This window comes from Bacillus alkalicellulosilyticus (assembly GCF_002019795.1).
GTDB classification, from domain to species: Bacteria; Bacillota; Bacilli; order Bacillales; family Bacillaceae_F; genus Bacillus_AO; species Bacillus_AO alkalicellulosilyticum.
Genome location: NZ_KV917381.1, coordinates 1,281,456 through 1,293,152, shown reverse-complemented (window position 1 = coordinate 1,293,152; position 11,697 = coordinate 1,281,456). Strand labels below are relative to the sequence as shown.

Here is an 11,697-nt window from a genome sequence, read left to right as displayed (position 1 = left end):
AGTTACATTTTTATTAATCATACGAATGAAATCATATGATGTCAATGGTTTTTGTCGAAATCAATTAGTTTCGCTCAAGTTTTTTCTTTAATACTTTTATATCTCGCACTGATAGTCCAAATTCTCCAGCTAGTTCAACAGTAGATTGTTGTTGTTCTTTTTCTACGAACTCATGAAAATCAACAGAAAAAAGTCCGTCTTCGCCATTCATTCTTCGTTGGTGATTCATGCTAGATCTCATTTGTGGTCGTCCCTTCTTGTGACAGTCAAGATCTAGCATATCCAACTTTTAACTATTTCTTACATCGCGAACATTATTTATTTGGACTTTCGATTAGTAACGTAACAGGACCATGGTTAGTTAATTGAACATCCATCATCGCTCCAAACTTTCCTGTTTCCACGATAATGCCTTTGCTTCGAAGTTCTTCGTTAAACGCATCATACAATTCTTTAGCCAAATCCGGCTTTGCCGCTGCCATAAAATTCGGTCGACGTCCTTTTCGAGTATCTCCATACAACGTAAATTGAGAAATCGATAAGATTGAGCCCTTCGTATCTAGTAATGACAAGTTTAATTTTTTTTCATCATCTTCAAAAATCCTAAGATTTACGATTTTATCAGCTACAAATTTCACATCATCAATCGTATCTTCATGTGTAATTCCGACTAATAACATCAACCCATTGGTAATGCTTCCGACGACTTTATCTTCTACTGTAACAGAAGCATCTGTTACTCTTTGCAATACAACTCTCATGTTTCTAACTCCTAATGCATAATTCTTCTCACTGAATAAATGTGAGGTAATTTTTTTATTTTATCAACGACTTTATGAAGATGGTCAAGGTTATGAATCAAGATTGTCATATGAATCGTCGCGACTTTATTTTTATGGTCCGAACGTCCCGACACGGCATTAATCGTCGTTCTTGATTCTGTAACTGCCTGAAGAACATGATTTAATAAACCATTGCGGTCATACCCCGTAATCTCAATATCGACATTATAGCTTTTCGTTTGCTGGAGGTCTGCTTCCCATTCTACAGGAAGTAGTCTATTTTTTGCATCCTCCGTTAACACATTTGGACAGTCCGTTTGATGAATAGAAACACCACGACCTTTTGTAATATAACCAATAATGTCATCACCAGGAACCGGGTTACAACACCTTGATAAGCGAATTAATAAATTATCAGCTCCAATGACACGGACACCAATGCTCGTTTTCTTTTTCGGAGCAATGGTTGGTAACCCTTTTACGGCTTCATCAAGTGATTGCTGCTCGTTATCAATGCCATGATCTTTTTTATATTTTTCAGCTAATCGATTTACAATTTGTTTGGCACTAATTCCACTATAGCCGACAGCCGCAAACATATCTTCTTCCCCGGCAAAACTGAACTTATGAGCAATTTCAGCAAGTGCTTCAGACGTCATGACTACTTTTGGATCAAGGTCGATAGCTTTGGCTTCTCGTTCAATCGCCTCTCTTCCTTTTTCCACGTTTTCTTCACGACGTTCTTTTTTAAACCATTGTCTGATTTTATTTTTTGCATGTGAGCTTTGTGTAATTTTCAACCAATCTTGACTAGGACCATAAGAATGTTTTGATGTCATTACTTCGACGATATCCCCTGTTTTCAACTGGTGGTCAAGCGGTACCATCTTCCCATTCACTTTTGCTCCAATACAACGGTTACCAATTTCACTATGAATGCGATAAGCAAAATCTAAAGGAACCGAACCCCTTGGTAGCTCAATTACATCTCCTTTAGGTGTAAACACAAAAACCATATCGGAAAACAAATCAATCTTTAACGATTCCATAAATTCTTGCGCATCATCGGCATCATCCTGCCATTCAATGATTTCGCGGAACCACGTTAATTTTGAAGCCAAGTTCTCTTCACTCGTCACTTGTTTGCCTTCTTTATACGCCCAGTGAGCAGCAACCCCAAATTCAGCAATGCGATGCATTTCTTCAGAACGAATTTGCACCTCAAGAGGGTCTCCGGAAGGTCCAATCACTGTTGTATGAAGAGATTGATACATGTTGGCCTTTGGCATCGCGATATAATCTTTAAATCGACCAGGCATTGGTTTCCAACACGTATGAATGACGCCAAGACAGGCATAGCAGTCTTTAATGTTTTTAACAATAATACGTACTGCCAACAAATCATAGATTTCATTAAACTGTTTGTTCTGCATCGCCATTTTTTTATAAATGCTGTAAATATGCTTCGGACGACCAGAAATATCAGCTTGAATATGAACATCTTTGAGCGATTGATTAATTTTTCCGATAACTTCCTCGATGTATTGTTCTCGTTCCGCACGTTTTTTCTTCATCAGATGAACGATACGGTAATATTGTTGAGGGTCTAAATACCGTAGAGCTGTATCCTCTAGCTCCCATTTTATCGTCGAAATCCCAAGACGATGCGCAAGAGGTGCAAAAATCTCTAACGTTTCATTGGAGATTCGACGCTGTTTTTCAGGTGGCAAGTGTTTAAGTGTTCTCATATTATGAAGACGGTCTGCCAACTTAATTAAAACAACTCGAATATCCTTGGCCATCGCAACAACCATTTTCCGATGATTTTCGGCTTGTTGCTCTTCTTTTGATTTATATTTAATTTTCTTTAATTTGGTTACTCCATCAACAAGCATCGCAACTTCTTCATTAAATTCGCGCTCAAGGTCTTCAACGGTAACCGGCGTATCTTCCACCACATCATGCAAAAATGCAGCAGCAACAGTATTCACATCCATACCTAATTCAACAAGGATGCCAGCCACTTCTATCGGATGCAAAATATATGGTTCACCCGATTTTCGGTACTGACTACTATGAGCTTGTTCTGCATATTGGTATGCCTTTTCTATAAATGTCATATCTTTTTCAGAAAGATACGTTTTAGCTTTTTCTAGTACTTGACCGATCGTCATCGAATCACCTTTTTTATAATCAATATTAAAAAATAATAACAGTAAAACTTTATATCCTTCTATTATCATGAAGTTTACCCATCATGTAAAGAGAATTGAAAGAAAAATGTCGGAATTCAGACTTAAAAATTTATCCATTCCTAATCCTTTCCCATTATCACCTTTTTATGGATAGATTATATGTGGACATTTACTAAAATATCTTTACATAAGAAAAATCAATAAGAAACCCTTAATTTTTATACGTTCTTAAAAACGGCAAAGCCGTCTTTGGTTAATTGCGATGCGTAGAGCTCTTTATGAGTTAGCTTACGAGACATCATTGTATCTTTATTTACTCCGTTCTCCAATAGACAGAGAAACTCTTATTTCAAAGGCTTATCAACTTTTTCGGACTCGGTCATTGTGGTTCTTTCTTGTCCTGTCCGTATTGCTCTCGGTTACGGACTCTTCCTGCGCTTTTTCCTCTTGTCCTGTCCGTATTGCTCCCCGTTACGGACTCTTCCTGCGCTTTTTCCTCTTGCACTGTCCGTATTGCTCTCGGTTACGGACTCATCCAATGCTTTTTCCTCTTGTCCTGTCCGTTTGCACACGCACTCATAGGGAAAATAGCGGTCCTGTATCACAAAAAAGGAACAGCATATAAAACTTAATATTAAAACAGCAATTCGACCTTTCTTAGAAGCAAAGCAGTAAAGGTCCAGTAGAATACTTCCCATCTTTTATAGTTTCTTATCTTTTACAAAAAAAGACACGAAAAAAGTTAATAACTTAACTTCTTCCGTGTCCTCTATCCATATCAATATTGAGTCAAAGTAAAAATATCATAACCTTTTAATCGGTCACGACCTTCTAAATAAGTTAGTTCAATCATAAAGACAATTCCTACTACAACTCCACCTAACTGTTCAACCATTTTCACCGTAGCTTCAATCGTTCCACCAGTTGCTAGCAAATCATCGGTAATTACAACACGTTGCCCTTTTGTAATCGCATCACGATGAATGGTTAAACTATCCTTCCCATACTCCAACCCATAATCTACCGAGATTACTTCTCTAGGTAGTTTTCCTGCTTTACGAACTGGGACAAAACCAATCTCTAGTTCATAAGCAACCGGACAACCAACGACAAATCCCCTTGCTTCAGGGCCAACGATGACATCAGCGTTTTTTTCTTTCGCAAATACAGACATTTGCTTGACCGCTTCTTTATAAGCTGAACCATTTTGCATTAACGTCGTAATATCTTTAAAGCGAATTCCTTCTTTTGGAAAATCTTCTACAATCGTAATATACTGTTTGAAATCCATTACTTCACCGTCTCCTTGAGTTTACTTTCATTTTTCATGATTCCATCAAACCATAGTTTTAGTTGAACATACGAAGAATAAACAAACTGGTTTTCAATAGTCGCTTGCGCTTGGCGTCTTCGATACGAAATTGAATCAACTAAATCCTTTTTTGATGGATTCGAATGCAATGTAATGATGCCATTGTTTATTGTAACAAAACCCAATTCAAAAAACACGTTTGTCATCCAATCAATCGTTGATTTTGACCAACCTTTATGTTTAGCAAGTTGTTCCCCGAATTTAGAAATTTCAAATGAGCCTCTTTGCTTTAGAAATGCATAGTACCATTTAAAGTGCTCTCTTGTTGGATTGGTTTCAAAATAATGACTCTCTTCTTGATGAAACACAGTATAAACTCTCTCTGGGCACTGCTCTTGGTTGAACAACATCTCTAATTCTTTTGTTTCATATGGCAGATCCAATAATACTAAATACTTCCCCTCTAGTTGAACGTTTTGTTCAGTAGAGACTAGTTTCACTTCCTCTGTAAAAGAATGCAGTGATAGCTGATCAACTGTCGTTTCACGGAAGGCTACAAGCGTTCTTTTTTCTTTTGGAAGTGACAGTATTCTTGCCTCAATCTGTTTACGGTCACGCCAATCAAACAATTGCCAGTCCGATACAGCAATATCATCAAGCATCAGTTGCGGTTTACAATGGCCGTTCCATTCATTAATTGATAGTGTACCAATGGCTGATACTCTAGCATACGACGTCATTTCGTCATGTAAATGACCTAGATGAAACCCTATCGCGTCTAGTTTAGAGCCTTCATGTTCAAACATCATTTTCAAGTGGTTCTTTTCGCTTCCAATTTTGCGGATTTGCTCAAGACCTACGTCTTCAATCATAATCTTCGGTGTTGGGTTTGACACGCCATATGGTGCTAGACGTTCCATTTGTTCTATGACTCCAAGTGTAACTTCTGAAAGGCTTGTCCGTAAATCTACCTTGGTAGATGGTATAAAATCTTCAGCTGTCATAGTTTCCTTTGCTTGCTTATTTAAGCGGTCCCGAAGAGTTTCAACATATTCTAGTTTTATCGTTAATCCCGCCGCCATTGGATGCCCACCAAAATGAGGTAAAATGTCTCTACTCATCGATAGGTTCTCAAACATATCAAAGCCTTCAATGCTTCTTGCGGAGCCTTTGGCTTCTCCTTTTTCCTCGTTTATACTTAACACAATGGTAGCTCTATAAAATCGTTCCACTAATCTAGAAGCAACAATTCCTATGACACCTGCATTCCAGCCTTCTTTCCCAACAATTAATACTTGATTATCACTTGGCGGAAACTCACTTTCTACCATAGCAATTGCTTCTTCTGTCATTTCATTTACGATGGCTTGACGATCTTTATTTAATAGGTCAATACGTTCTGCAATTTGCAACGCATCTTCATAATTATCAGCAATTAATAACTCAACAGCCGGGTCAGCGCTTTCTAGACGCCCCGCAGCATTAATTCTTGGACCAATTCCAAAACCTATATGTTCAGCGGTAATCGGCTGTTCATCAATGCCACATACCTTTTTTAATGCTTGAATCCCAGGTTTCTTGGAATAATGAAAGGCTTCAATTCCTTTTTTAGCTAGTAACCGATTTTCATCTACTAATGGAACAAGGTCAGCAATCGTTCCGATGACAACAATATCTAATAATTCTGTTGGGGTTCTCTCAAGTAACGCCTGAGCTAACTTGAAAGCAACACCTACTCCTGCTAATCCCTTAAAAGGATAAGTACACCCTGGCTTTTTTGGATTAACAATCGCATACGCATCTGGCAAAACAGGTGGTGGTTCATGATGGTCAGTTATAATAAAATCAAGTTCAAGCTCTTTAGCAACTTCAGCTTCATGCACGGCAGATATCCCCGTATCGACCGTAACAATCAAATCATAGCCTTCTTCTTTCGCTTTACGAAACGCCGGCTCATTTGGTCCGTACCCTTCAGTAAATCGGTTAGGTATATAATAATCAAACTGCGCCCCTAACTCTCGCAACGTATATATCATAACGGTTGTACTACTTACTCCGTCAGCATCATAATCTCCAAAAACAAGAATTCTTTCTTCTTTTTCAACAGCTTCTTTTATTCTAGTAACCGTTTCTTGCATTCCATCCATTAAAAATGGATTATGAAACTCTGCTTGATCTGTATTCAAAAAATGGCGTGCAGATTCTACTGTATTAAATCCGCGAGTTACAAGTAACTTTGCAACAAGTGGAGCCACTTGTAGTTCCTTCACAAGTTCAGCAACGAGTACATCATCTACTGACTCTAGTTTCCATCTTGATTTTGGCTTCAACATAATAAACACCCCTTGACCATCCTATTATACTAGACAGCCAAAGGGTGAGCAATCAAACGTTTACTTGTTTTCATTTCCAACGTTTTCATTTTAACTATTCATTTCAGACAGGTCAGAATAACTTCCTTCATCATGTTCTGTCTTCTCGACATTCTTATAACTATCATTCTGGTTCAAACGTTTGATTTGTTGTTGTAGTTGATAGACCTTAACCATCCCAACGGCTCCAACAATGACTCCACCCATTAGGACCGACCCAAGAATAATTAAAATTAATGGTATCGCCGCAGTACCAAATACATAATTCACTTGAACGGCTTCTACATTAATAACTGCAAAGACAGCAATAATAAGGGCTGCTATGAATCCAAATATTAAACTCCATTGTCCTCTCATCTTCCCACCTCCCTGTTATCCGGCGTAAGGATTGATGTGGACTAACACATCATGAACATGTTTTTCCTCCATGAGCTTTTCTTTGACTTCTTTTCCAACAGCATGAGCTTTCTCTACAGACATATGCGGGTCAACAGCGATTTTTATATCTATAATGACATAATAACCGTGTTCTCTAGCATGAAGTGCATCAATACTCTTGACACCTTCTACTGAGTCAACTATCCTTCTTAATTCAACCGTATCTTCTTCATGTAATACATGGTCTAACGTATTATGAATGGATTCTTTTCCTAGCTTCCAAGCCATTTTTACAATTAATAAAGCAACAAAAATTCCAGCAACAGGATCTCCATACGTTAACCAGCCCACTCCCAAATGACCGCCTATTATCGAGGCGCCAATCCCAATAAGAGCAGCGATTGATGAAAAGACATCTGAGCGATGATGCCAAGCATCCGTCATTAAAGCATCACTTTTATACTTTTTACCCAAATTATACTTGTATCGAAACATGATTTCTTTCACAACGATGGAAAAGACAACTGCGTAAATCGCAATAACCTTTGGAACAACCACAGGTTCAAAAAAAGACTTAAAAGCATTTATCGCTATTTCGACACCGACAATAAAAAGTAAAACAGCGACAATTATCGCAGCCACTGATTCCGCTTTCCCATGACCATATGGATGATCCTTATCTGGAGGTAACTTGGCAGCTCTCACACCGATTAGAACCGCGACTGAGCCTACTACGTCAGAAGCCGAGTGAACCGCATCTGCAATCAAGGCTCGACTATTTGCTAAAAAACCAACAATTCCCTTAATAAGTGCTAAGATTATATTCCCAATAATTCCAACCCAGGCTCCAAACTGAACCTTTTGATAGCGAACATCTTTTTCTTCCAAAAAGTACACCACCGAACTTTAAAAGTATCCAACAACTAAATTATACCAAAAAACAACAGTTACTATTCAATAGAGGTTGGGGAAAATCTTTTTCCCCAACCTCTAAGCAATGAGCGAAACCGCCACCATTTTAAAAGCCCGTTGTGAGTGGGTTTCTCAAAACGGGCTTTGTGGCGAGTGAAGCATTTGCAGACGTTTCTGCTAGTTATGCCCCACCCACTTTTATGTTTATTCAACCTCAGGCTGAGGCTCACTTCTGAATTTTCTTCTTTCAAGTTGTTTTGTTTTCCAAATCAACCAAAGTTGTGATGCTAAGAACATGGAAGAATACGTACCTGCCACTAATCCGATTAATAACGCAAAAGCAAATGAACGGATTGCTTCTCCACCAAACAGGAAAATAGCAGCAGCTGCAAACACAACTGTTAACACCGTATTAATTGAGCGAGCTAATGTTTGAACTAAACTTTTATTGACAATAGCAGCTAAGTCATCAAATCCTTTTACTCGCTTTGCATATTTTACATTTTCACGAATCCGGTCAAAGGTTACAATCGTATCGTTAATGGAATAACCAACAATCGTTAATACCGCTGCAATAAACGGGACATTGACCTCAAACTGAACGATACTAAATACAACGATAATGAAGAATGCATCATGAAGTAAAGCGACAATTGCCGCAACTCCGTATAACAATTCAAAGCGAATTGTTACATAAATGATTATCCCAATTGAGGCAATTAACACTGAGATAAAGGCGTTACGTGCAAGCTCCTTACCGACTTGTGGAGAAACCGTACTTACATTTGGTTCAGCCCCATATTTATCTTGAAAAAACAATTGAATTTCAGCAATTTGTTGCGAAGACAATTCTTCCACAAACCTTGCACTCGCTAAATACTCATTCCCACCCTCACCTAATGTAATATTCGATGGGGAATATCCTTCTCCAATTTCGTTAAAATCCGTTTGGATTTGCTCAGCAGTTAAGCGCTCTTGGGCACCAATGTCAACTCGTGAGCCACTCTGAAAATCAATCCCAAGGTTTAACCCGATTGTTGATAATAAAATAACTCCTAGTAAGGCAAAGGATAAAGAGAAGAGAAAGAACTTTTTACGATGCTTTACAAAGTCGATGTCACGGTCATAAAATCTAAAGTTCATTTATTTCATCCTCCTTTACACCAAATAAGCCATACTTTTTATTTAACGCTTTACTGTTGACCCATAAGCCAAGTAACAACCTCGTGCCAAAGACAGCCGTTAAAAAGCTAGTTAATATACTGACGATAAGCATTACCGCGAAACCTTGAACCGAGCTTGTACCAAAGTAAAAGAGAACACTCGCAGCTAAAATCGTCGTAATATTGGCATCTAATATTGTTGATAATGAACGACGACCACCCGCTTTAAAAGCAGACATTACTGTTTTTCCTGATCGTATTTCTTCTTTAATTCGTTCATATGTGATGATGTTTGCATCAACTGCCATACCAACCCCTAAAATTAAGGCTGCAATTCCTGGTAATGTTAATACAGCATTCATCCAGTTAAAAATGACTAAGACTAAGAAAATATAGGCTGATAGTGTAATAACAGCAATCATACCCATAAAACGGTAGTAAAACAGCATGTAAAGGAATATTAAAGCGATTCCAATGAAACCTGCATAAATTGTCTTTTCCATCGCTTGTTCCCCAAGTGCTGCCCCAACAGATACAGACGAGATTTCCACTAATTGCACGGGTAACGCCCCAGCATTTAAAATATCCGCTAAGAACCTTGTTTCATCTTGAGTGAAATTACCTTCTATCATGACATTTTGAGAGCGAATCGGTTGCCTTACACTTGCGGCTGAACTAAATTTCGGATCGGGATTTAAAGCTTCTTGGAAATAAGAATCTCCCTCTTCATAATCAAGCCAAATGACAAGTAAGTTTTCACCAGGTGCTCGTTGAGAGATTTCTCTTGTAATTTCTTCAAACATTTGTGCACTTTTTAATGTTAATGTAACGATTGGTTGATTCGTATCAGGATGATAAGAAGGTCTTGCTCCTCCTTCTTGCAACTCTGACCCATCAAATAGCAGTTCATCATACACATCTCTAAATGTTAATTGTGCTTCTGTCGCTAAAAGTTCTCGAGCCGTTTGCTGGTCTTCAACACCTGCTAACTGAACTCGAACTCGATTCGTGCCTTCTATAGAAATGTTAGGCTCTGACACCCCGATAACATTGACACGCTGATTTAAAGCGCTTACGGTTGCGTTCAACATCTCGCCGTCAATCACATCACCATCATTTGCTGGCAGGACTTCATATAAAACTTCAAATCCTCCCTGTAAATCTAACCCTAGCTTAATTTCTTTTGTCACATCGGTAATCGTAGTAAAGATAACACCAGCGATTAAGATGACAATGAGAAAGAAAGCGACAATACGACCTTTTTTCACCATTTGTTAAAAAGCCTCCTACGATAAATTCAATAGTAATAAGTCCGAGCTTGTCCTATTGTTTTAAAAGACAATAGTTTTATTATATAAACCCAATATTTTCCCGTCAATGAAAGATGGGTAGGTTATTCTTTGATAAGGTCTTCTAGAACGCCTTCATTCGCAAACCAATCATCCGCTTGATAGCTTTCAACCGTCAACCATGTCATGTATTCTGTCGGCTTTATCCGTAAAATAAAGTTTACAAACGTATGCAAATGCATAAAGTGCTTTTTCTTTCTAAGCTTATACATCACACATTCCCAAACCTCTTCTAGCGTAGCCTTTTCATAGCCTAATAAATGGAGCTCATCAAGCTTACTTTGAAGAGCCGGCAAGACATTTTCCTTCCAAACATCAAATTGTTGTTTTTCTGCAGCCATACTTATCCTCTCCCTTACTGTTACTTATGTTCAAGCCTACCCAAATAAACAGCAATGTAAAATCCTACAACAAAAGTAAATATGCTTACTAGTAAAAGTCCTATACTTTGTTCAATCCCTGGAAATATCACAACCATTGAACCGATGACGATCCCAATAATAAAGGCATAGGTCATGATAGGTAATTTTTTCAGCAGCATGCCAATTACTTTACTACTTACGATAAAACCAAGAGCAATCCCAGAACCGACTAAAAGGATCATAGCAATATTCATTGATTTAATAGCTTCCATCACAAACTCATATGTACCAAATGTTAATAACACAAAAGAACCACTTATACCGGGTAACAACATAGCCATACTACCGAAAAACGCAGAAACAAATAAATAGATAGCATCCATAAAAGATACAACTTCAAAAGATACATTGTTTCCTTCACCGATAAAAATAGTTGAGCCTAAACTAATCGCAGCTATAACTAAGACAAGATAATGAATTGGAGTAAATGTCTTTTTGTAGTCGACTTTACGCAATAAATAGGGAAGGATCCCTGCAATTAATCCGAGAAAAAAGAAATAAGTCGGCTGCGCATAGGTAGAAAGCAACCAAGTTATCAGATGGGCGAGTAAAAAAATCGCTCCGACCATCCCAGTACCTAATGGAACTAAAAACCCAAGTTGTGCTTTCCACTCCCTGCTGAAAAACTTACTAATCGATGAAATAAATCTATCATAAATTCCTAAAACGACCGCTATTGTACCTCCGCTAATACCTGGTACTAAATCACTAATCCCCATCATCATACCACGAAATAAATTTTTCCACTCTATCATTATGTAAACTCCTTAAATTTTTTAAATATTTCTATATCTTTTTCACCATTTTATAAA

At 37.9% G+C, this 11,697-nt stretch carries 11 protein-coding genes; all 11 read right to left on the bottom strand.

Going from position 1 to position 11,697, the window contains the following annotated elements:
- Positions 1-64: 64 nt before the first annotated feature.
- A complete protein-coding gene (locus BK585_RS23945) occupies positions 65-241 on the bottom strand; it encodes a hypothetical protein (protein WP_170885496.1) in 177 nt (58 codons plus the stop codon).
- A gap of 73 nt (positions 242-314) precedes the next feature.
- Positions 315-761 carry a D-aminoacyl-tRNA deacylase gene (dtd, locus tag BK585_RS06520; RefSeq protein ID WP_078552675.1) on the bottom strand — a complete coding sequence of 149 codons (447 nt, stop codon included), beginning with the start codon at positions 759-761 and terminating at the stop codon, positions 315-317.
- Positions 762-772: 11 nt separating this feature from the next.
- Positions 773-2,956, bottom strand: a complete 2,184-nt coding sequence (locus BK585_RS06515) for a RelA/SpoT family protein (RefSeq protein ID WP_078556659.1) — start codon at positions 2,954-2,956, stop codon at positions 773-775.
- 799 nt (positions 2,957-3,755) lie between these two features.
- A complete protein-coding gene (locus BK585_RS06510; protein WP_078552674.1) occupies positions 3,756-4,268 on the bottom strand; it encodes an adenine phosphoribosyltransferase in 513 nt (170 codons plus the stop codon).
- Positions 4,268-6,622 (bottom strand): single-stranded-DNA-specific exonuclease RecJ, encoded by a 2,355-nt coding sequence (gene recJ, locus BK585_RS06505; RefSeq protein ID WP_078552673.1) that lies wholly within the window; start codon positions 6,620-6,622, stop codon positions 4,268-4,270. Before recJ ends, BK585_RS06510 begins: the two co-directional genes overlap by 1 nt.
- 90 nt (positions 6,623-6,712) lie before the next feature.
- Positions 6,713-7,018: a LapA family protein gene (locus BK585_RS06500; protein WP_078552672.1), complete on the bottom strand. Its 306-nt coding sequence runs from the start codon at positions 7,016-7,018 to the stop codon at positions 6,713-6,715.
- A gap of 15 nt (positions 7,019-7,033) precedes the next feature.
- Positions 7,034-7,927, bottom strand: coding sequence for a cation diffusion facilitator family transporter (locus tag BK585_RS06495; protein WP_078552671.1), 894 nt, complete (start codon positions 7,925-7,927; stop codon positions 7,034-7,036).
- Positions 7,928-8,155: 228 nt separating this feature from the next.
- A complete protein-coding gene (gene secF, locus BK585_RS06490; RefSeq protein ID WP_078552670.1) occupies positions 8,156-9,094 on the bottom strand; it encodes a protein translocase subunit SecF in 939 nt (312 codons plus the stop codon).
- On the bottom strand, positions 9,084-10,385 hold the full coding sequence (secD, locus tag BK585_RS06485; RefSeq protein WP_078552669.1) for a protein translocase subunit SecD: 1,302 nt from the start codon (positions 10,383-10,385) through the stop codon (positions 9,084-9,086). Before secD ends, secF begins: the two co-directional genes overlap by 11 nt.
- A 122-nt stretch (positions 10,386-10,507) precedes the next feature.
- Positions 10,508-10,804, bottom strand: coding sequence for a post-transcriptional regulator (locus BK585_RS06480; RefSeq protein WP_078552668.1), 297 nt, complete (start codon positions 10,802-10,804; stop codon positions 10,508-10,510).
- 20 nt (positions 10,805-10,824) lie between these two features.
- The gene (locus BK585_RS06475) at positions 10,825-11,640 is read right to left on the bottom strand and encodes a DUF368 domain-containing protein (RefSeq protein WP_078552667.1); all 816 of its coding nucleotides are present in this window, start codon (positions 11,638-11,640) and stop codon (positions 10,825-10,827) included.
- Positions 11,641-11,697 lie beyond the last annotated feature (57 nt).

Excerpts from the sequence above, each read along its gene's own strand:
- BK585_RS23945 (WP_170885496.1), bottom strand. The coding sequence starts at position 241 with ATGAGATCTAGCATGAATCACCAACGAAGAATGAATGGCGAAGACGGA.
- dtd (WP_078552675.1), bottom strand. The coding sequence starts at position 761 with ATGAGAGTTGTATTGCAAAGAGTAACAGATGCTTCTGTTACAGTAGAA.
- BK585_RS06515 (WP_078556659.1), bottom strand. The coding sequence starts at position 2,956 with ATGACGATCGGTCAAGTACTAGAAAAAGCTAAAACGTATCTTTCTGAA.
- BK585_RS06510 (WP_078552674.1), bottom strand. The coding sequence starts at position 4,268 with ATGGATTTCAAACAGTATATTACGATTGTAGAAGATTTTCCAAAAGAA.
- recJ (WP_078552673.1), bottom strand. The coding sequence starts at position 6,622 with ATGTTGAAGCCAAAATCAAGATGGAAACTAGAGTCAGTAGATGATGTA.
- BK585_RS06500 (WP_078552672.1), bottom strand. The coding sequence starts at position 7,018 with ATGAGAGGACAATGGAGTTTAATATTTGGATTCATAGCAGCCCTTATT.
- secF (WP_078552670.1), bottom strand. The coding sequence starts at position 9,094 with ATGAACTTTAGATTTTATGACCGTGACATCGACTTTGTAAAGCATCGT.
- secD (WP_078552669.1), bottom strand. The coding sequence starts at position 10,385 with ATGGTGAAAAAAGGTCGTATTGTCGCTTTCTTTCTCATTGTCATCTTA.
- BK585_RS06480 (WP_078552668.1), bottom strand. The coding sequence starts at position 10,804 with ATGGCTGCAGAAAAACAACAATTTGATGTTTGGAAGGAAAATGTCTTG.
- BK585_RS06475 (WP_078552667.1), bottom strand. The coding sequence starts at position 11,640 with ATGATAGAGTGGAAAAATTTATTTCGTGGTATGATGATGGGGATTAGT.